The organism is Paenibacillus sp. SN-8-1 (genome assembly GCF_050995535.1).
Taxonomy (GTDB): domain Bacteria; phylum Bacillota; class Bacilli; order Paenibacillales; family Paenibacillaceae; genus Fontibacillus.
Window position 1 is genome coordinate 3,555,792 of sequence record NZ_CP194782.1, and the last position, 20,860, is coordinate 3,576,651.

Below are 20,860 nucleotides of genomic sequence, written 5' to 3' on the forward strand. Positions count from 1 at the left end.
AAAAAGCCATCCAGGTGGATCTCCTTAAGAGATCGCCGGGATGGCTTCCTTGCTTGCATCCTATGGATCAAGCAGCTTCTATTCCAATACTTCTGTCTTGAATACATTGTCGACCTTCGCACCAAGTCTCTTCTTGAGTGGAACCTTGATATCTCTTCCCAGTTCATTGAAAAAGGTGCTGATCTCACATTTTACATTCTCGGCAATTAATGTAATACATCCATCTTCAACTATGTTACGGTTATCCTCGACCGGAACTGAGACCTCGATGTCATACTTCTTCATGAGTGTACGGATATATCTCGCAAATATTTCAAGTAACTCCTCATTGTTGAAATTCTCAATTGCGATCTTGCCCTTGTTCGTGAAATTCAAATTCACTTTCATTCGTCTTCCCCCTTTTCTGTTAAACCGCTTATGGTATTCGTACTAACCAGTTGAATGTAGGGTCACAAAGAAAAGGCTGCCGTCCTGACTTTTGAAACTCACTTTTAATGGCTCTACTATATATCATACCTCTTTTTCGGGGTAAATTCATGCTTTCCAAAATATTTCTTCAGTTACCAGGCAATGCTGCGTCTATGTATACAACAAAAAGCCTTCTCGGATTCCCCTGCGGTATCCATCGAGAAGGCTCATGCTTCATGCCGGGTGAAGCACCCTCAAATCTTTAGTTCCCCAAGCTTAATCAGCTCGACTACTGCCTGTGCACGACCTTTGACGTTGAGTTTCTGCATGACATTCGAGATGTGGTTACGCACCGTCTTCTCACTGATAAACAGCTGCCCGGCAATATCACGCGTCGTTTTATCCTGCACGAGCAGTTCGAAAACTTCCCGCTCACGATGTGTTAATAAAAATTTACTGTTGCGATCGCTGCCCTTCAAAATGTGTCACCCCTCCTTGCTCGGGTTTTGTGGTTTAACAAGCAAGGGATACAGTCAAGACATATTATGAATGGTATAAGAAGAAGGTGCGGTGCATAAGGAAAAATGGGCATACTGAGTAGGCAAGCCGCCGCATAGAAAAGCCGGGCCCATCTGCATAGGCCCGGTGTCTTGTGTATCTAATCGTATGTTATTACTGAACAGTGCTCTCTGCCGCGGCATTCGGTTTCTTTTTGGCGACATCCGACAGCTTGACATTTCTCATGACCAGAGCAATAACTCCCCCTGCGAGTACAAAGATCAAGCCGTACAGGAACACACTGTGCAAGGATTCAACAAGTGCGTTCTTAAGAATCGGATTCACGGTCTCCATCAGCTGTGGTGGAATAGCCTTCTGCATCTCTGGCGTCTGTACGGCAGAGTAGATCTGCTGCGGATTGTGTTCAATCATATCGTTGAACTTATCTACCAGCGGCTTGGCTTTCTCCGGAAGCTGACCCAGCAGCGGCGTCAGATCACTCGACAGAATACTGCCTGATTTATTATTCATGATTGCACCCAGCAGAGTCATGCCGAACGTCCCCCCGATAGAACGAAAGAACTGGGACGATGAAGTGACTACACCAAGCTGTGATTTCGGGAAGCTCTCCTGGAGAGCGAGTGTGAGAATCGGCATAACCAAACCCATCCCCAGCCCGATCACAACCATATAAGATGTGGCTACAAACTGGGTGGTATCTATGGACAGCGTAGTCAGCAGGTAGAAGCCAGCAGCCATTACAAGCATACCCAGAATAATCTGAAGCTTCACACCAAGGGTATACACCAAGCGTCCGCCGAACACACTGGTCAGAATCATGGCAATCATCATAGGTGTCATAATTGTTCCTGACTGAGTAGCACTTACTCCAACAACCCACTGCATGAACAAAGGCACGAACATGATGGCCCCGAACATCCCGATAGCCATGAAGAAGCCAATCCCGTTCAGCATGGAGAAAGTGCGGTTCTTGAACAGGGAGACCGGGAGAATCGGATCTTCTGTTCTGGATTCAATGAAGACAAAGGCGGTAAGCGAGATAAGAGCGACGATAAACATCGTTATAATCTGCCATGAGCCCCACTCGTACTTCTCTCCACCAAAACTTAACGCCAGCAGGAGGGCTACGACACCGATGACCATTGTAACGGTACCCGCCATATCCAATTTGACTGGCCCTTTATTGATATGCTTCGGCAGGCCTTTCGCGATGAAGATAACAGCAAGCACACCAACTGGAAGATTGATATAGAACACCCAAGTCCAGTTCCAGGCATCTACAATCCAGCCGCCGATCTGTGGGCCAAGGACGGAAGACAGCCCGTATAGAGCTCCGAAGATCCCCTGCCATTTGGCACGTTCCTTACCTGTAAATAAATCCCCGATAATGATCATGGCCATCGGCATCATGACCCCGCCACCCAGACCCTGGATAGCACGGAAAATAATCAATTCTGTCATGTTCTGGGACATCCCGCATAAAGCGGAGCCCGCCATAAATATAACCAGACCTGTAATATAGATTACCCGGCGGCCAAACAAATCTGCAAGCTTACCCGCCAGTGGTACAACCGTAGTTGAAGTGAGCAGATATGCGGTAGTTAACCAGGTGATCAAGGAGAGCCCTCCCAGATCTTTGACTATCGTTGGCATCGCTGTACCCACGATGGTGCCATCTAACGCCGCGAATAGCATGGCGATAATAAGCCCGATGACGAGAAGCTTTCTCTTGGAGGCATCCGCTGCAGGTGCCTCAGTGATATGTTCTGACAATGTAACTTATCCTCCTTAAATTGACTCGCTTAAGAGTTCATTCTTCCTTGCCCGGCTTCTCTATAGCTGCGAACTTCTCAAAAATTCGCGCAAGCGTATCCAGCTCGTTCGCATCCAGATGAGAGAAGTAATACTTGATGATCTCCCGCGACTTCTTCTTGGCTTCCTTAAGAATCTCTTCCCCATGTTCAGTTACTGACACAAGCACGGCCCTGCGATCTTGCTCGTCGTGGCGCCGTTCCACATAATCATTCTGTACTAGGCGGTCGATCATGACCGTGATCGCGCTAGGCTTCACTTCCAGCTTCTCAGCCAGATAAGAAATGTTGCAGGACTTTTCCTTCGAAATCAGCCCCAGCATGTGATACTGGGGGCCGGTAAGCCCTAGCTCACGGTGAACCATGATCTCCGATTCCATCTTACGGATCGTATTCTTCCAGGCCGCCTCAATTCTGTCGATGTAGCCATCGTAATCCAAGAGCCAATCACCTCAACTTATGTGTCTTCCATGTTTAATATTTAAACACTTTATTATTTAACTTATGAAAACATAATACCTGCCAAGAAAATTGTCAATACTTAAACTGAAGCCCTTGAAAAACAATATAAATTATATTATTATCAAATCAAAATAATTTTCATTATAAACATGATAATATTAAAAATAATTTTCAAAGGTGGCGCTATATTGTCTCCTATCCTTCATGCACTGGAACAACAATTGGACTCTCTACCAACCCAGGAACGCCGTCTGGGTCAGAAAATTCTAGAGTCCCCGTCTGCTGTAGTTCATCTTGGTATTACTGAGCTTGCAGAGGCATGTGGAATCAGCCCTTCAACTATTACCCGATTCTGCAAGACCTTTCACTTCAAGGGCTTTCCTGATTTTAAAATGAAACTGGCCGGCGAGCTCGCTCAGAAGCCTGCCGAGAATGCCTACCAGGACGTCATTGCAGGCAATTCTCTTCAAAAGATTGCCGAAGCGATTGAAGCCAATCACTTGGCCTCCATCACCGATACGACCAGGCTCCTTGATATAAGCCAGATTGAGCAGGCTGTTACGGCGCTGTGCCGCGCAGGCCGTATTGACCTTTACGGCGCAGCCACCTCCTCCATCGTTGCCCAGGACTTTTATCAAAAGCTGATACGGATCGGCAAGAACAGCACCGCCTTCGCCGATTCCCATATGCAGATCACATCCGCTTCCAGCCTAGGGCCGGGAGATGTAGCCCTTGCCTTGTCCTACTCCGGAGAGACCTCCGAGACGATCAGCGCCCTGCGCTGTGCAAAGGACAGCGGCGCCTTCACGATCTCCCTTACCCAATACGGCAGCAGCACACTTGCCTCCATGGCGGATATCGCCCTGTTCTCTTCATCACTTGAGAAGGGGATGCGCCGCGGAGATATGGCTTCCCGAATCGCGCAGCTGCATGTGATTGATATTCTTTTTACGGGAATGGTAAGCAGAGAATTTGAGGACTATATCCCGCGGCTCGAAAGTTCTTATCAGAATGTACGCAAATACCGCACAAACTCTTAAAAGGGAAGTGACTCCAATGCTGAACATCATCAAAGTATCCAATGACCAACAATTCAACGAGGTAGGAGCAGGTATTATCGCCGGGCTCCTGCAGTCGAATCCTCGCGCAATTCTAGGTCTTGCAACCGGCAGCACACCGGTAGGCGTGTACAGCCATCTGATTGAACTATACAAACAGGGGCTGGTCAGCTTCGCGAAGGCCCAGAGCTTTAACTTGGATGAGTATATCGGCCTGGCAGCAGATCATCCGGAAAGTTACCGCCGCTTCATGAATGAGAAGCTCTTCAACCATGTGGACATTGATCTCATGAATACGCATGTTCCTGATGGAACTGCAGCCGATCCAGAGAAGGCCGCGCAGGAATACACCCGAATGCTGGAGGATGCCGGACAAGTTGATCTGCAGCTTCTCGGGATTGGACATAATGGTCATATCGGGTTTAATGAGCCTGCTGACGAGCTCCAGGCAAATACACATGTGGTTGAACTGAAAAAGGATACCCGCGCGGCGAATGCCCGCTTCTTCAATTCTATTGATGAAGTTCCCACCCATGCTATGACGATGGGCATAGCCTCGATTCTGAAATCCCGGCAGATTCTGCTTATGGCTAGAGGAGCAAGCAAGGCCGATATTCTGGCTCGCGCACTCACAGGACCTCTAACGACGCAGTGTCCAGCTACCCTGCTTCAGACTCATCCGAATGTTGTTGTCTTGGTCGATGAGGCCGCTGGAGGACGGTTGTCATGAGTAATCAGATCAGTCGAACCTTTCAAATTAACCACGGTCAAGTTGTCACTCCACTTGGCATTATTAAGGATGGGGCCGTCACCGTTATTGACGGAATCATCAGTTATGTTGGTTCCTCATCCGGAGCCCCTTCTATGGTCCCCAGTTCGGCCGAGGTTATCGATGCCAAGGGAGCCTATATCTTGCCAGGATTCATCGATATCCATGTTCATGGAGGTATGAAAGAGGATTTTACTGATTCCACGCAGGAATCGCTGGATATTATTACGAAATTTCATGCAAGTCAGGGTACCACCGCGATGCTGGCTACCACAATGACAACCCCGAGGGAGGTCTTGGACCAGGTTCTGGAGGAAGTTCACATCTACAAGTCCAAGGATATGCCTTTTGCCCAGCTCGAAGGCGTTCATCTGGAAGGACCCTTCATCAGCCCGAAATGGCCTGGTGCTCAGAACCCGGAGCATATTGTACCCCCGAGTAAAGATTGGATTGAAGAATGGGAAGCGAGATATCCCGGCCTGATCAAACAAGTCACATTCGCGCCTGAGCGTGAAGGGGCGCATGATCTGATCCGTTACCTGCGCAGCAAAGGAATCGTGGCTGCGGCAGGCCATACCGATGCTGCTTATAAGGAGATTATGGCCGCCGTGGAAGTAGGCCTGCATCACTCCGTACACATGTTCAATGCCATGACTCCACTCCATCACCGTAAGCCTGGAGCAGCAGGCGCCATTCTCAGTTCTCCGAAGATAAGTGCCGAAATTATTGCTGACGGGATTCACGTTCACCCCGCAGCGATTTCCATCATTGCCAAGCTGAAGACTGATGAGAACTTCATTCTCATCACCGATGCGATGTCGGCGGCAGGGCTTGGTAACGGAGAGTATATGCTTGGCGATCTTCCGGTTATTGTTAAGGATCATGTATGTACGCTAAAAGAAAGCCCGGGAACACTTGCAGGGAGTACGCTGACCATGATTCGCGGATTCCGTTATCTTGTTCAGCAGGTAGGGCTTAGTGTGGAGCATGCTTCCAGCATGGCCAGCGGCAACCCTGCCAAGCTGCTTCGAATCGAGAATCGTACAGGCTCCATTGAGACCGGGAAGCAAGCAGATCTTCTGCTCGTAGATCAGCAAGAGCTGGAGATACGGAAGGTCTGGATTAAAGGGCGCCTAAATAAGTAGCTGGACAGTATAAAGACTGGGCTGCAGATATCCTTCTCAGATACCTGGAGTCCAGTCCCTTATTTACTCTTAATTCTTACCCAACCAGCTTAGCGGGTAGTCCCGCCGGAGAATCCATTTCCTGGTTGAGGGCCATGGATCGTATTCCCGATTCCATTTGTATTTCGCGGTGCTGGTGTATACCCGCTTGGACCCGTCATTGTTCCGGCACGGGACGGGAATATACGCTGAATCAGTGCGCTGAAATCACTCTCTACGCCTCGAAGCAGTTTCCCGCCCTGAGACTGAGTAGCATAACCGCTGACGCGGGATACAAATTCAGGATGACCGGAGACATGGACATTCTGGATATGCGGTGCAGTTGCTTTGATCTTGCGTTCAATCTCGTTCTTTAACGATTGAGGGATATTATCCAGAGGGCCGGTGCCATTCGTACCGTAGCTGCCGTTCGTACTATAAGTTCCATAAGTGCCGTGAGTGCCGTGAGTGCCGTGAGTACCGTAAGTGCCTGTAGTTCCGCCTGTTCCATTCATGTAGTTACCAGTGCCTCTCAGGCTATTTGAACGAAAGCCTGTCCCGTCCAGCGCATTGCCGCTGAAGTTATTTGCCCCGTTCAAACCTGGATGATTCGTATTCATCGTTCCATTCCCAGTAGTTGTGCCTATACCTCTACTGTTCATGATGTTCCCGTTCATTCCGGTTGCATTTGTACCTGTCCCTCCAATCCCGGGAGCATATCCATAGCCTGTGCCCGCAGAGGATCTTGGACTTGTACTTCCCCCATATGAGTAGTACGAGTTCCCTGAGATTCCTCCGTTCATTCCACCATAATAGCTGGTACCCATGTGGGTTCCGGCTCCTCTACCGTCCGCACCATACGTTCCGTAAGTGCGGGTACCACCTGTACCGCTCGACCCATATGTCCCCCCTCTGGCTGCATCCAGAAGACTTCCGGCAACGCCGGATCTTCCGATGCCATGGCTCAAACCGTCAGATCCAGTTCGGGTGCCTGGGGCTGGGGATACACTCTTGGCACTGTACCCGGCTCCTGAAGTTCCATGGGGTCCATGAAGGGTTACGGCAACATAAGCATCACGGTCAGTTACCAGAACTTGTGCAGTTCTTACCTGGCTAAGTTCGGATACTTTGTTACTCAAAGCCGGGCTGTATTTCAGCCCCGTAATGCGGCTGTGCTGTACAGAGTTCAGATCATACCGGTTCCCTGTCTTCGCATTCTGAGTGCGAAAATTGTTGTTATTCGGATTTTTGCCACATCCCGTAATACCGACCATACCAGCAATAAGAGCAGCCGATAAAGTTAAGCTAACAACCTTTCCTCCACGCATGAATTCATCCCCCATCATCATTGTAGTAAAAATAATGACTAACAAGGATTAGAATGCGCCCTGCTGATCACGTGTATTCAGTTAAGATTTAGCAGGGAATGAATATGGCCGTTATATATACCCACACCATAATTATTAGGCTTTCATACCATATTCTAGTATCCAAGAACCTCTGCGGGAGGATGAGCACACCATGAAGATTTTGTTTACCTTTTATGTACCGAGCGGCGGGGTCGAGACCTTGAACAGACTTAGATGTGAAACCTTACGTAAATATGGTGTTGAAGGACATCTGCTCTATACCAGTCCCGGTTCCGGGCTTCAAAATATTACAAGCACCCCAACCTATGTTACAAATTATGATGAAGACATCTCGCAAATCCTACAGGCCCAGAAGTTTGACGCCATTGTAGTCACTTCCGACTATTTGATGACCGAACGTCTCCGGCAGCTTCAATTCCCTGGCCCCATTATATTTGAAGCCCAGGGATTCGGTACGATGGAGCAGGCGCACAGATTAGTTGAAGACGCCTCCTTTTACCTAAAATCCTACTGTCAGGCTGTGCTCCTCCCCCCCACCTCTCACCTTATCGGACTATTCAACCAGGTATGTCCTTGGCTGCGTCAGTTCATTATTATGAATATGGTGGACACCTCTGTATTTCATCCCCGCGAGATCGGGGTATCCCCTCACCCCATCCTTGGTTGGGTGGGACGGCTCGAGAAGAATAAGAATTGGACTGAGTATTTGAAGATCGGCCACCGCCTCACGCAAATAATACCTAATCTTGAGCTGCGAATGCTCACAGACGAGACACTGGCTACACCCGAAGAGCAATATAAATTCAAGAAATGGGTAGCTAACTGGAATTTAACCCGCTTGCAGACCGTATCCAATGTTCCTCATAATCAAATGCCGATTCAGTATTCGATGATAGCCAATTCGGGAGGGTTTCTCTTATCCACCTCCATGGTGGAGGGATTCGGTTATGCGGTTGGTGAAGCTATTGCCTGCGGCTGTCCGGTGCTCAGTACGGATTCGGATGGGGTGAGATCTTTCATTAAACATAATCAGACCGGCAAATTCTACAGCCTTGGAAATATTGATGAAGCTGTAAGTGAAGGGCTGGATATGATGCGCAATCTTCCGCTAAGACAGTATATTTGCGAGCAGGGCATTCGGCTAATCACAGAATCATTTGCCCCCGGTAATTACGCTGAATCCTTCATTCATATGATGAACTGTCTCGATGTCAGTTAATCTCATCTAATATAAGCCGCGTTGGCCCGCATCCCAACTTCTTATGTACTATACTCCATACAAAATGTGAACCGGACAGGGAAATTGGTTTCTCCCTGCCCGGTTCGGCTGTTTTTTCATTCACTTTGCCAATCAATTGGACTTTTCAAAATGATGGCGGGTGATTTGCCAAACACCCATTAATCAGCCAATTTATGAAGCTGATATTCACTCAGTACACCGATCACCACACCATATTCATTCTTCAGATACATTCTCACCACACAATGTCCCGGTATGAGTCTGTTCGTTATAATCCGCAGATTGATGGGATCATGATAGATCCCCACATTCTGAATTAGCGCACTTCCATTAGGTGAATTAGCTGGACCAATTCGGTACAAAAACCTGAATAATTCGTTCCTAGTATCATGCGCATCCAAATAGACATCATAGGTCTGTACTCCAGAGTTCGCGATAACAATATCCATCAGATGAATGGCGGATCCTTCAAGAAGATTCCTGTTCATCGTAAAGGTGTAGTAAGCCACTATACCTCCCCCTTTGTGACAGTATATGATGGTCCGCCGTGTCAGTTTGGACCCCGGCGGACAAGTGAACTTCCGAGCCAGTGCCCTTTTTGCGCCCCATCTCGTACCTTGAGGAGTTCGGTACATAAAATAAACAAGATACCCCTTTAAGTGCAGAGGAGGATTCATGATGAAAATATTACTCGTGACCTATTGGTGGTTAACAAGTATGGGCGGGATTCGCACATATATGAATCAACTCGCAGACCGTCTGAGAACTCATGGGCATGAAGTGGATCTGATGGGGACTGATCTTAGCACCAATTCCGTTTATGTGGCAGGAGTGGATCGCCGGTTCTCCAAAGACTCGGTCCTTCCCCTGATTCGCCGGAATCTGGCCGGCGCACCGCTTCCGCAGCTTCATGCTTGTCCACAGGCCATGGCCATCGAGAGTGACCGTTATGCATTTGAGATGGGAGCCGCAACACTTGGTGTGAATCATTATGACTTGATCCACGCTCAGGACCCTATCGCCGCTCTCTGTATTAGAAGAATCCTCCGCAGACCCGTTCCACTGCTTGTCAGCTTTCACGGTTCCCTTGCGAGGGAAGGTTACCATGACTCTCGTTCCTTTCATCCAGGACTCACCTGGACCGAATTTCGCGCAGGAACCTACGGTAAGCATTATAGTTCGCTAGAGTATCTCGGAGCGGAGGCTTCGGACCTTGTGCTTGTCAGTTCTGGATGGATCAAGGGGCTTATTATAGAGTCCGGAATTCCTGAGGGGAAGATCCGCCAAGTACCCTACGGAGTAGATATTCATGCCTTTCTAGCTAAGTCGGCCGCAGAGTTCCCCAAGGCCAAGAATCCTGACAAGAAGCTCATCATGTATACGGGACGGCTCGAATATGTGAAGGGCGTCCAGATACTTATAGAAGCTCTTGGGCTTCTCAGCAGAACTCGTACCGATTGGAACTGCTGGATTATCGGGGATGGCGGCATGCTTGCGCAGCTTCAAAATCGCTGCATGGAACTTGGAATAAGCCAGGAAGTAGAGTTCCTGGGCATGGTTGATAATATTCCTTCAGCTCTTAAGCAGGCGGACATCTATGTCCAGCCGAGCCTTCAGGACACCCAGCCTTTCTCTCTGACTGAAGCACAGCTTGCCGGAGTAGCCTCTATCGCTGCGAATGCCACGGGAATGCCCGAAATGATCCAGGAAAGCATCACCGGATTATTGTTCGCTCCCGAGGACCCTGCTTCACTATGCGCTCAGCTCAGCCGTCTGCTTAGCAGTCCCGGGGAACGCAGTACGCTTGGATATCATGCAAGCCAGTGGGTATTCAGGAACCGTACGCTAGCCCAGATGTATCAGGGAACTTGGAGGGTCTATCAAGAACTGACAGGAGGTTAAGATCAAATCATGGAATTGAAAGCGCCTAGTGATTTGTATAATGCGTGGTTTCTGCACCCTGCCGGATCTTCAGGCATGGAAGTCGATTATTTCATATTAAATACAATCATGGAGAACCTGCCGGACAACTATGTAATACCTGATCCGAGAGTGATGAGCTGGATCGAATAGCATCATGAAGATAACAATCAGGCTATACGAGGAACCTTCGTATAACCTAATTGGATTAGAAAGATCAGCAATCACAAAAAAACAGCCGCAATCATGACCTGCACCCCAATGGTTAGTTAGTGTCTACCCATTGGGGTGCAGGTCAGAATTGGCTGTTTTTCTATTTTACCGCCATAAAATCTCATACACGGCCTGCTGGAAAGCCTCCACACTTCGCCCCCAGGTGTACTCATAAGACACTCGCTCACCCTCAAGCGCCAGGGACTTACGGAGAACAGGGTCTTCAACCAACCGAATTATATCTTGTGCCAGGCGGTTCTCATACCGGTAGGACATTAAACAATTCCGCTCATGTCGTCCATACTTTAAGTTCCCGCCCGAATATACCGTGACCAGCGCAGCCCCGCACCGCATAGCCTCCAGGCCCGGAAGTGATCCCGCATCGTAAGTGCCGGAGCTTACGAATATATCCGTGTGGTTATAATGGTAACGCAGCTCGACATCATTGGCAGGAGTCAGAATCCGGTATCTTCCGGTATCCCGGAGTCCCTGCAGGTTAGGAGATTCTTGGAACTCCTGAGGAGGACAGATCAGATTGATGATCACTTCAGGGTGAAGAGCCTGAACCAGGTTAAGCTGGGAGATTAAGTAGTCTTGCTCGCGATGCCAGGAGAATTCACTCTCGATCCTTCTCAGTATGGCGGATATATTCAGAGGTTCCGCAATCTGATCCCGGATATGGAGATTCTGGAAATAGGGGCTTACTCCAATCGGGACAATATGCCCCTTAATCCCATGCAGGAGCTGGATTAGATCCTGCTGCCACTCGGAGAGGACCAGCAGATTATTTGTCATATGATAAGTGGGAAAGGAAAGATGATTGTCGTAGAGGAATGCCGGTTCATAGCATAGCGACAGCCGGATATGAACCCCCTTGCCCATCTCGCTTGCCGCCTGCGAGCAGGCAACTGTGGTGTAGAAGTTAGATACGATGACATCGCCTTGAGGAAAGTCCTCTGCGTACAGGTCCATATTCCCCGTCTGAATGATGTGAGAACGAACCTCATACTCTACAACGCCCTGTTTGGGCATAACAATCGTCACTTCATGACCAAGACCAATAAGTCCGTTCGTAATCTCAGCCAGCATTCGCTGAGCCCCGCCATGACATAGCGTTACAATTGGAAAAGTAAATTTCATCCCTGGCCCCTCTCTTTCTCAATCAAGGTTCGCAGGGAATTCCCATACTTGCTCTGTATGACCAGCATATCCTGCTGAATCTCATCCCAGTGGTTCAGTGTCCCCATTGTTCCATGTACCCGATATTCAAGCAGACTTTCATCCAGATAGTGAAAATCGAAATGCTGCAGCAGCCGAAGCCATAGATCATAGTCATGGGTATAGCGGCGCTGTTCATCAAACATCCCAATGCGTTCAAAAATATACATATGCAGCATGACACTGCAGCCATTTATAGGACACCCGCTAAGCAGGGTCTCATAGAATTCCTTCTTGGTAGTATAGTTGGCGTGAATTTCCCCCGTCCGTCCTCCTGCTGCATTAATATAATAATAGGCTGTGTGGCTCGCAATCGAACCAACCTTGTTCATGAAGGCAAGCTGCCGCTCGACTTTCTCAGGAACATAGCGGTCATCTGCGCTGAGCCATGCGAAGTATTGTCCTGTGGACTTCGCGATGCCATAATTCAAGGCGCTGGCAGTGCCCCCGTTGGGCTTATAAAAATAGCGGATCTTGTCTTTATAAGGTTCCAACAAATGCTGGTACTGCGTGGATCCATCATCCACAACGATAACTTCGATATTTTTGTAGGTCTGAGCAAGTGCGCTAGCGATGGCCTGATCGATATATTCGCAGTTATAAAATGGGATCACGATCGACACTTTAGGTTGAGCACTCATGTCATAGCACCACTTTCCCGCTTTGTTTTACTGATATTAGTCCTTACCCTTCATCAGCTTCCAAGCAAAGATCGCATCGACAGGCGGATGATCCACCCCATAAGCCTCCACAAATGAGGGGTTCTCCGCATGATGAAAGTTCTTAAATACTTTCACGTTATATCCGAGCTGGAGCAATTCGCCGCTCTCCCAGCCGCTATAATGCTTTTGATATTGCTCCCCACTTAGCCCATAGTTATCTACACCCTCCTGAGGGAAGAAACCACGCGGCGTGAAGACAATAACCTGATCTCTTGCAATATTCTCCGCATCCTTCAGAACCTTAAGCCCATCCTCTTTCGTAAAATGCTCCAGCGAGTCTATGAGCGTCACTGCGGAAATGGAGCGCGGCATGAACAGTTCACCTATTCGTCTGGCATCTGCATGAATCGGAATAGCGCGGCGCGGAAGATGGATCAGGTGCTCCAGATAGGCTCTGTGGATATCCACTCCGATGATGATTTTGCTGTCGTAATGATCCCACATGGCACCGATCCCGCAGCCGATATCCAGTACGCTGTCAGCGAACTTCAGCCGCTCCCGGAGTGCCGATATAAAGCGGGGTTCCTCGGTTTCTTCATACATACACTTTCCCCCTTCGACTCGGTCCGTCATCCACAACTGAAGAATCAGAATTTAGGCTGGCGTAACAGAAATAAGATTTCTAAGCTGCTCTGAATAACGGGAACGGACAATCTCTATTTCCCCGGCAATAGCCGCACTATGACGAACCGTACCCATACCGGTGTGCCAGCGGTACGCAGTCAGATTCTCATTCAAATAAGGCAGCGATAATCCCGCCAGCACAGCCCGCATCCAGAACTCATAATCGTGTGTGTAGGTCAGACTTTCATCAAATAGACCGATCTGCCCGAATAAACTCCGGCGGGCCATCACGGTACACCCATTAACCGGATTGCTGTTAAGGAAGCTGATGTACAGCTGAAGTGGAGTAAGTGGATCGCCCCCTGCCCCGTGGCGGGTTACCACTCCATTTTGATTAATATAATTGAAGTTCGTAAATGAGATGGAAGCCCCCGTCTGCTTCATGAACTGGACCTGATGCTTGATTTTATTTTTGTAAAATAAATCATCCGAGCTGAGCCAGGCAATATACTCTCCCGATGCATGCTGAATTCCGTGATTCAGGGCGGTTGCCGTGCCCCCGTTGGCTTTGCCTAAATAATAGACACTCTTCATGTAGGGCTTGATCAGCTTCGTATAGCTTGTAGAACCGTCATCCACCACAATAATTTCGATATTGTCATAGGTTTGCTTCAGGGCACTCTTAATCGCCTGCCCAATATAAGGGCAATTATAAAAGGGAATCAGAATGGATACCTTTGGATTCACAGCCACTCAGCCCTTTCCGCCCGAAAATAGTCCAGGATATCGCCCAGGGACTGTCTCCAGGCATATTCCGGCTTCCATCCCAGTTCCCATAAACGCTGAGGCTGAACAGCTTCATCAGCACCGCTTCCCGGTGCATCTCCAGCTACAATAGCCACGTCCGCAGTCGATAAAGAGGTATAAAGCTCTGCAACTTCGCCAAGTCTGCGCTCTTGGCCTGAGCATACCGGGGTAACACTCCCGGTCTCCCCATGTTGAAGAAGCACCTCGTAGGCTGCAACGGCGTCCCGGACATCAAGAAAGTCTCGGCGTTCCTCAGCCGAGGAAAGGCGAAAAGGCTTCTGCTGTTCTCCCTGCTCCGCGTTCACGATATACTTGGCGAGCAGCGCACATATACCGGTGGATGGGCCTGGTCCTATCAGATTGCCCGGTTCGGCAACCAGCACGTCCTGATGGAACAGCTTCCCCCAGGACAAAGCAGCAGCCTCTTGTATTGATTTGCTAAGTGCATAAGGATGTGTGGGAGCCAGCGGCTGGCTAAGTTCGAACTTGAGCCGTGAACCGGCAACAAGGACACGGCTTGAACAACCTGATTCCCGAAGTGCTTGAAGCAGATACAAGCTTCCCATAATATTGCTCTCCATATATAGCAAGGGTTCTCCCCAGGATTCCGGCACTGAGTTCTTGCCGCCCAAGTGCAGAACATACCTGGGATTAGCCTTCTTGACCAGCTGCCAGACCTGCTCCTTGCTGGTAAGATCACAGGAGATATATTCCACGCCCGGCTCACCATGTCTAGCCGAATTACGGACGGCGGCAATGACATGATAGCCTTTGGCTACAAAGTAACGACAGGCATGACGGCCGGTAAATCCGGCCGCGCCTGTGATAAGCACATTAATTTGGCTCATAACGACTCATCCATTCTGCAAGCTCCCGCAGCATCACAGGATAAGCGGGAAGCTTAAATTTGACGTCAGGTCGGGTAGATATCAGAGTTCGGTCTAATATAGGCTCATCGGCAGGGATAATACGAATATCCGACTTGTTCCAAGTCTCCTGGAACATCTGCAGCAGCTCATACTTGCTGACGATATCCGGATGGGCCAGATGAATAAGACCGGAGAGCTCCGAATCTAGTGAGGCATCTATAACTTTTGCCAATTGAAGCGTGGTCACTCCGTTCCACAGCACATGCCGGTAGCCTGATACGTCTCCAGCCTGATTCAGGAACCATCCGAGAAGACCAATACCCGAGGGGCGAATCTCCGGCCCGATGATCGAGGTACGGATCGTCAGATGCCCTTCGCTCCGAATCTCTCCCAGCGCCTTGGTTATGGCGTAAGAGGAAGTGCCGTCGGGTTCATCCTCCTCCGTGTATTTGCCGCGGGTGCCCAGGAAGACACAGTCTGTACTGATATGAATCAGCCGGGCGTCTATGGAATCAGCCGCGCGCCACAGCCGATGAGGCAGGAAGCCATTGACGTGGTAAGCCCCGATTTTGTCAGTCTCCGCAGCCTGGTTCAGTACCCCTACTGCATTAATAATGACATTCGGACGGACAATCTCCACCGCCTTCTCTACGGTGGTCAAGTCGTTCACATCCAGGATGAGACCCTGCGGATCCTGCGGGTTCCGGGTTGTATAGAACACCTGATGCTTGCCCTGCTCTTTGAAGTAGCGGACCAGCAGGTGACCGGCCATCCCGCTTCCGCCAAATATGAGCAGCTTCATGACAAGAAGCCTCCCCGTATGAGGATGTCCTTAATCTCCTCTTTGGTCATAAGATTCTTCTCGGAGCTGAAGCTTGAGAAGGATACCTTCGGAGAGTGCTGGTAATACTCTTTCAAATTCGGAATGTTCAGCGTAGGGAGTATCACCAGATATTCTTCGTCGTAGACAACGGTGGTCTGGCTTTCGAAGTCACTCATAAGGATTTCGTGAATCTTCTCACCAGGACGAATTCCTGTTTCAATGATCTCTACATTCTCCTTGCCAGAGGCTTCAATCAGCACCTCGGCAAGATCGACAATTTTGCATGTCGGCATAGTCATCACAAATATTTCTCCGCCAAGGCTCTGAGCTGAAGCTTTGAACAGAAGCTTGATCGCATCAGGCAGGGTAAGAAAGAACCGGGTCATATTCAGATCCGTAATTCTAACCTGTCTCTTCTGCTCAATCTGGTTCATGAATAAATGAACGACACTGCCGTTCGTTCCAAGCACATTGCCGCCTCTGACACAGACGAACTTGGTCCGTGTGGGAAGCAGGTTCGCATAGACAATAAGCTTCTCCCCGATAGCCTTGGTCATCCCATAGAAATTGGACGGATTGGCCGCCTTGTCGGTTGAAATATAGATTACTTTCTTCACGTCATTATCCATCGCGGCATCAATCACATTCTGAGTACCAATGACATTCGTCTTCAGCGCTTCATAGGGCTGGTCTTCACAGACAGGTACATGCTTCAGCGCCGCCAAATGGAATACGTAATCGACATTTTTGCAGGCTGCTGTCAGCGCCTCCTTGTCCCTGATATCACCGATACGGAAAGTCAGACGATCATCTTCAAAGGCACGGCTCATGGCTACCTGGGTCGATTCGCTTCTGGAGTATATAATAATCTCTTTGGGCTGCTGTGGGAGCAGCTGCCTGATCAACTCATACCCCCAAGAGCCGGTCCCGCCTGTGACTAATATGACTTGATTATTAAACATGCTGTTTCCCTCCAAGCAAGAATTTAACTACCTTCTCCGAAACGTGATCTGCCAAATAACCTTCAGGGCATTCCCAATTGCAGTCCATTTCCGTCATTAGCCTTACAGAATCCGCAATGCGGTCCGCATTCAGTCCAGAGATAATATTACTGCCGCAGTCGACAGTCTCGGGACGTTCCGTTGTCCTGCGGAGCGTCACTGTCGGCACATGCATAATGCAGCACTCTTCCTGCACCGTACCGCTGTCTGTCAATGCGCACAGGGTGTGCCGCTCCAAATGAACAAAATCAAAGAATCCGAACGGCTCATGAAATTCAACAAGTGGATTCATCTGCAGCGTGAAGTCCTTCTCTATACGGGACTTTGTCCGGGGATGCAGACTGCAGATTAACCGGCGGCCGTAGTTTTCCGCTACCTTATTAAGGCCCTTCATAATCTCAAGCAGATGCTCCGGACGGTCCACATTCTCAGCCCGGTGAGTTGTAACCAGGAAATAGTCCCCAGGCTCAACATCCAGCCTCTTCAAAATATCACTGCCTAATATTCGATCTTCATAGTGCTTCATGACTTCGTAGATGGGATTGCCGGTCAGCACGATCCGGTTGCTGGGCACTCCCTCCTGTATTAAATGCCGCTTGCTTTGCTCGGTATAGGGCATGTTAATTGTCGAAATGGCATCAATAACCTTACGGTTCTTTTCTTCGGGTACATCCAGATCAAAGCATCGGTTGCCTGCTTCCATATGCACGACTGGAATTCCCATGCGCTCAGCCAATATTGCACACAGAGCACTATTCGTATCTCCAAGCAGCAGCACCTTATCGGGCTTCTCCTTCTCAAGGATCGCTTCGGCTTGCAGGAACATGGCCGAGAGCTGTCCGCCAAGGGAAGCCTGCCGATCCTGCAGCACATAATCAGGAGAACGCAGACCGAGCTGGGTGAAGAAAATTTCGCTCAGGCTGGAGGTAAAGTTCTGACCCGTGTGCACCAAGACATGCTTGTCGGCATATCGGTCGAGCATAGGAATAATCAGACTCAACCGAATGATTTCAGGACGAGTTCCCAAAATCGTCATAATCCTCATGTGCTCAGCTCCTTTTCCATTATTTTGAGCTCATAGAGGCGAGAGCAGCTTAAATAGATACACCCTACGGACGATTCACAGCACCCTCGCCGTTCCTGCTGAATCAGGCCGTCTTCCTGGACCGCTTCTTACGTTTATGAGTGCTGGACAGACTTTTCAGTCTACCTCTTGGGCGCTTGTTAGCCGACTTTATCGACCGACCCGCCCTGGATTTTCTCTTGTGGGTCTCTCTCTTGGAAGCCCTCTTCCGCCTTGCCCGCAATACTCTGCCCTTCCCTTCGTGTCTTCGGCGGGGCCCCAGCTTACGGTGCTTTCTCTTCCTGTGCCTGCGCGTAGCTTTAGCTGCATTTCTCGATTTCCCTGCTCCAGCATGATTTGGCTCTGCGGCTTTCGCAGCTGCTGGCCTAACCGAGATACAGCGCAGACCATTCACACTTTCCTCAAGCCCAATAAGATCTGGATGCTGCAGGGACCACTGAATCAACAGCTGCCTGAGTCTCTCTTCATAAGCTTGAGGTCCAAAAACCTCATTCACCCGCTGCAGATTCATAGCAGCCGTTCCAGCTGCAAGCGCTGAATCACCAAGCAGGAGATTTACTTTATCAGCCAGGTCAAGGGTATTCCCGGGTTCTGCCAGCAAATACCCTGAACCCGCTGTCTCCAGAATTTCCCGAAGTCCTCCTGAAGCATAGGCAACCACCGGCTTCCCATAGGTCATAGCCTCGAGTGCCGTTAACCCAAACCCTTCTGGCATGAGACTGGGCACAACCACAATGTCCATCGCACAATAGGCAGCCTCGACCCATTCCTCGAAGACTACGAAGGTAAAGCGATCCTTATGATTAGATACGTTCACTTTGGATAGACATCTGGCGTAGAACTCCTGATCTATAATCCTTCCAATCACGAGGAAATGAGTATTTTTATCGCTCCCACATAAGGACAGCGCCATATCAATGAAATGCTCCAAGCCCTTTTCCTGTGTCAAAAAAGAAGAAATATAGCCGATCAAACGCTGATCTGGTCGCAGCCCGAGCTCGGCCCGCTTACCTTCGCGAATCTGCTCCCACTGCTGTGGATGAACCGATTCCGGATCCCAGGAGGGAAATAGAATCCCCACTTTGTTGGCTGCAGCTGTTCCGCGAAATACGGAGACCGAGGATTCGGAAATGCCCGTAATCCACATGCTGATCTTATCAATCAGGCTTACAGCAAGCGGGGTGAATTCATTAATGACCATGGCCTCTGTAATGTTCCAGATTACCGGGATACCGAGAGAGGATGCTGCCATGGCAGGAAGAATATTTACGCAGGTATTGGTCAGAACAAAGTCAGGCTGCTCACCACGTATCATTTCGGCCAATCTCTGAATTCCAAGACTGTTTCTGAGCCGCTCCGCTTCTTTTTCCAAATTGGCTGACGGGGTATACATTTCATGAAGCAGTGAATAAGCGTGTATCTTTGTTCTTAATCCAAGTTGTTTGGCCCGCTTGGTCAGCTGCCCCTCCTGCGGGGCAACGAGAACACATTCAAAGTAAGGGGACAGTTTTTGGCAAAGTAGTAGCAGCAGCTTCTCTGCACCCGTAATACTTCGGGTGTTGCTCACATGTGAGAACAGCAGCAGCTTCGCTTTATTTCCCATCGCAATAGGTTCACCTTCGCTTAACCGAAGAGGAACGGTTCACCTCCGTCTATACCTGAAGTTCATTTTCAGCCGAAAATAATGCTCAGCATTTCATTGATCCGGTGAGAGTAGGTATGTTCCGCATAAGTTCTCTCGAGTCCTCTTAGAGCAATATCACGCCGCTCCTTCTCATGGGTTAAATAGAAATCTACCTTCTCCAGCAGCTCCTGCGGAGATTCATAGGTCTCAATCTCCACACCCGGCGTATAGAAGCGGGCAAGATCCGCTCTCTGGTCAATGAGCTGTAGTGTTCCGCTGGCTGAAATTTCAAAGGTTCTCGGGTTAGGCGAGTTGGCCGGCAGCTTCACGGCATTGTTATTTATCGTATCGTCATCATGAGCACGGTGAAGATTGATGACGATTTTCGAACCGCTGTAGACTTCTGCCGTCTCCTGAGGTCCCATCCATTTGCCAAGCTCAATACGGTCCGCATATAGAGGGTATTCGGGCAGACGATCCCACCAGATTCCGTTGATCCCGAGCCCTCGCTCCATCAGACTTCCAAGGATGGGAGTCAAGAAATTGATCCGGTTCCAGTAGCCTGAACCTATGAAGCTGATCTCACGGCGGATGGCTGACATCGTGCGAACCGGCTTATAGTGCTCCGTGAAAGCCCCAAACGGCAGGTAATGTACATTCGGGCAGCCAACCTGCCGGTAAAATGCCACACAGTTGAGCTCGAGTGTAAATACATAATCATAGTGGGGGGTGAGATGAACGGTGATGTCAGTGTAGTAAGGATCATCGGTTAACCAGACAGCCGTCTTCACTCCCATCGCCTTAATTGCCTCTACCTCTTCCACCCTCAAATCCATTCCATCCAGCGAAAGGAGAAGATCTGGAGCATGCTGATCTGCCAGCTGAGCAACAGCCTGACGAGGATCGGTTACAATCACTTCGGCGGTAAGTGAACGAAGCGTCGCAATCACAGCTTCATCAATTGGCGAGTAAGGAAATCCCTTACCTGAAGCCACGTACAGAACACGGATGTTCCGCAAAGGAAATGAAGTTCGGTACCGGTTCACGATAACGTCCGCACGGCCCCGTAGGTACCCCTCGTCGTAACCGTCCTGCAGACCCGTGGCTCTTCCCCGGCTTCTCGGATCTGTTCCGAGATCAGCAGGGACACGCAGCGCTGCGGTCTTCACCTGTTGTCTCAACATATCTTCACTCCTAAACCAGTATTGTGCTGCT

22 protein-coding genes are annotated in these 20,860 nt (G+C 49.4%); 6 read left to right on the forward strand and 16 right to left on the reverse strand.

What is annotated here, in order from left to right; genetic code table 11:
• Positions 1-78: 78 nt before the first annotated feature.
• From ACRRNK_RS17400 to ACRRNK_RS17415, 4 genes are all read right to left on the reverse strand, one after another.
• Positions 79-387, reverse strand: coding sequence for a hypothetical protein (locus ACRRNK_RS17400; RefSeq protein ID WP_433943938.1), 309 nt, complete (start codon positions 385-387; stop codon positions 79-81).
• A 275-nt stretch (positions 388-662) separates the two neighbouring features.
• Positions 663-887: a helix-turn-helix domain-containing protein gene (locus tag ACRRNK_RS17405; RefSeq protein ID WP_068620025.1), complete on the reverse strand. Its 225-nt coding sequence runs from the start codon at positions 885-887 to the stop codon at positions 663-665.
• 193 nt (positions 888-1,080) lie between these two features.
• A complete protein-coding gene (locus ACRRNK_RS17410) occupies positions 1,081-2,688 on the reverse strand; it encodes an MDR family MFS transporter (protein WP_433946933.1) in 1,608 nt (535 codons plus the stop codon).
• Between the two features lie 49 nt (positions 2,689-2,737).
• Positions 2,738-3,178, reverse strand: a complete 441-nt coding sequence (locus ACRRNK_RS17415; RefSeq protein ID WP_433943939.1) for a MarR family winged helix-turn-helix transcriptional regulator — start codon at positions 3,176-3,178, stop codon at positions 2,738-2,740.
• Between the two features lie 210 nt (positions 3,179-3,388).
• On the opposite strand from ACRRNK_RS17415, the gene ACRRNK_RS17420 reads away from it, so the two are divergent.
• From ACRRNK_RS17420 to nagA, 3 genes are read left to right on the forward strand one after another with little or no spacing between them, the layout of a single operon-like run.
• On the forward strand, positions 3,389-4,240 hold the full coding sequence (locus ACRRNK_RS17420) for a MurR/RpiR family transcriptional regulator (RefSeq protein ID WP_433943940.1): 852 nt from the start codon (positions 3,389-3,391) through the stop codon (positions 4,238-4,240).
• Between the two features lie 16 nt (positions 4,241-4,256).
• A complete protein-coding gene (gene nagB / locus ACRRNK_RS17425) occupies positions 4,257-4,988 on the forward strand; it encodes a glucosamine-6-phosphate deaminase (RefSeq protein WP_433943941.1) in 732 nt (243 codons plus the stop codon).
• Positions 4,985-6,172: an N-acetylglucosamine-6-phosphate deacetylase gene (gene nagA / locus ACRRNK_RS17430; protein ID WP_433943942.1), complete on the forward strand. Its 1,188-nt coding sequence runs from the start codon at positions 4,985-4,987 to the stop codon at positions 6,170-6,172. Before nagB ends, nagA begins: the two co-directional genes overlap by 4 nt.
• A gap of 89 nt (positions 6,173-6,261) precedes the next feature.
• Here nagA and ACRRNK_RS17435 read toward each other — a convergent pair whose 3' ends face one another.
• Positions 6,262-7,518 (reverse strand): YhcN/YlaJ family sporulation lipoprotein, encoded by a 1,257-nt coding sequence (locus ACRRNK_RS17435; protein WP_433943943.1) that lies wholly within the window; start codon positions 7,516-7,518, stop codon positions 6,262-6,264.
• Between the two features lie 193 nt (positions 7,519-7,711).
• On the opposite strand from ACRRNK_RS17435, the gene ACRRNK_RS17440 reads away from it, so the two are divergent.
• Positions 7,712-8,779: a glycosyltransferase family 4 protein gene (locus ACRRNK_RS17440; protein ID WP_433943944.1), complete on the forward strand. Its 1,068-nt coding sequence runs from the start codon at positions 7,712-7,714 to the stop codon at positions 8,777-8,779.
• 179 nt (positions 8,780-8,958) lie between these two features.
• Here ACRRNK_RS17440 and ACRRNK_RS17445 read toward each other — a convergent pair whose 3' ends face one another.
• Complete coding sequence (locus ACRRNK_RS17445) at positions 8,959-9,309, reverse strand: hypothetical protein (RefSeq protein ID WP_433943945.1); 351 nt, start codon at positions 9,307-9,309, stop codon at positions 8,959-8,961.
• A 166-nt stretch (positions 9,310-9,475) separates the two neighbouring features.
• On the opposite strand from ACRRNK_RS17445, the gene ACRRNK_RS17450 reads away from it, so the two are divergent.
• The gene (locus ACRRNK_RS17450; RefSeq protein WP_433943946.1) at positions 9,476-10,702 is read left to right on the forward strand and encodes a glycosyltransferase family 4 protein; all 1,227 of its coding nucleotides are present in this window, start codon (positions 9,476-9,478) and stop codon (positions 10,700-10,702) included.
• A 9-nt stretch (positions 10,703-10,711) separates the two neighbouring features.
• On the forward strand, positions 10,712-10,873 hold the full coding sequence (locus tag ACRRNK_RS17455) for a hypothetical protein (RefSeq protein ID WP_433943947.1): 162 nt from the start codon (positions 10,712-10,714) through the stop codon (positions 10,871-10,873).
• A gap of 165 nt (positions 10,874-11,038) precedes the next feature.
• On the opposite strand, the gene ACRRNK_RS17460 is transcribed toward ACRRNK_RS17455, so the two are convergent.
• From ACRRNK_RS17460 to ACRRNK_RS17505, 10 genes are all read right to left on the reverse strand, one after another.
• Complete coding sequence (locus tag ACRRNK_RS17460) at positions 11,039-12,073, reverse strand: glycosyltransferase family 4 protein (protein ID WP_433943948.1); 1,035 nt, start codon at positions 12,071-12,073, stop codon at positions 11,039-11,041.
• Positions 12,070-12,792, reverse strand: coding sequence for a glycosyltransferase (locus tag ACRRNK_RS17465; protein WP_433943949.1), 723 nt, complete (start codon positions 12,790-12,792; stop codon positions 12,070-12,072). The genes ACRRNK_RS17460 and ACRRNK_RS17465 overlap by 4 nt, the downstream gene beginning before the upstream one ends.
• Positions 12,793-12,828: 36 nt before the next feature.
• Positions 12,829-13,416: a class I SAM-dependent methyltransferase gene (locus ACRRNK_RS17470; RefSeq protein WP_433943950.1), complete on the reverse strand. Its 588-nt coding sequence runs from the start codon at positions 13,414-13,416 to the stop codon at positions 12,829-12,831.
• 51 nt (positions 13,417-13,467) lie between these two features.
• On the reverse strand, positions 13,468-14,184 hold the full coding sequence (locus tag ACRRNK_RS17475; RefSeq protein WP_433946934.1) for a glycosyltransferase: 717 nt from the start codon (positions 14,182-14,184) through the stop codon (positions 13,468-13,470).
• Positions 14,181-15,092 carry an NAD-dependent epimerase/dehydratase family protein gene (locus ACRRNK_RS17480; RefSeq protein ID WP_433943951.1) on the reverse strand — a complete coding sequence of 304 codons (912 nt, stop codon included), beginning with the start codon at positions 15,090-15,092 and terminating at the stop codon, positions 14,181-14,183. Before ACRRNK_RS17480 ends, ACRRNK_RS17475 begins: the two co-directional genes overlap by 4 nt.
• On the reverse strand, positions 15,079-15,915 hold the full coding sequence (locus ACRRNK_RS17485) for a dTDP-4-dehydrorhamnose reductase family protein (RefSeq protein WP_433943952.1): 837 nt from the start codon (positions 15,913-15,915) through the stop codon (positions 15,079-15,081). Before ACRRNK_RS17485 ends, ACRRNK_RS17480 begins: the two co-directional genes overlap by 14 nt.
• On the reverse strand, positions 15,912-16,898 hold the full coding sequence (locus ACRRNK_RS17490) for a polysaccharide biosynthesis protein (RefSeq protein ID WP_433943953.1): 987 nt from the start codon (positions 16,896-16,898) through the stop codon (positions 15,912-15,914). Before ACRRNK_RS17490 ends, ACRRNK_RS17485 begins: the two co-directional genes overlap by 4 nt.
• Entirely contained in the window at positions 16,891-17,982 is a 1,092-nt protein-coding gene (gene wecB / locus ACRRNK_RS17495; RefSeq protein ID WP_433943954.1) for a non-hydrolyzing UDP-N-acetylglucosamine 2-epimerase, read from the reverse strand. Before wecB ends, ACRRNK_RS17490 begins: the two co-directional genes overlap by 8 nt.
• Before the next feature lie 103 nt (positions 17,983-18,085).
• A complete protein-coding gene (locus tag ACRRNK_RS17500; protein WP_433943955.1) occupies positions 18,086-19,624 on the reverse strand; it encodes a glycosyltransferase family 4 protein in 1,539 nt (512 codons plus the stop codon).
• Positions 19,625-19,692: 68 nt separating this feature from the next.
• Positions 19,693-20,829, reverse strand: a complete 1,137-nt coding sequence (locus ACRRNK_RS17505; RefSeq protein WP_433943956.1) for a CgeB family protein — start codon at positions 20,827-20,829, stop codon at positions 19,693-19,695.
• Positions 20,830-20,860 lie beyond the last annotated feature (31 nt).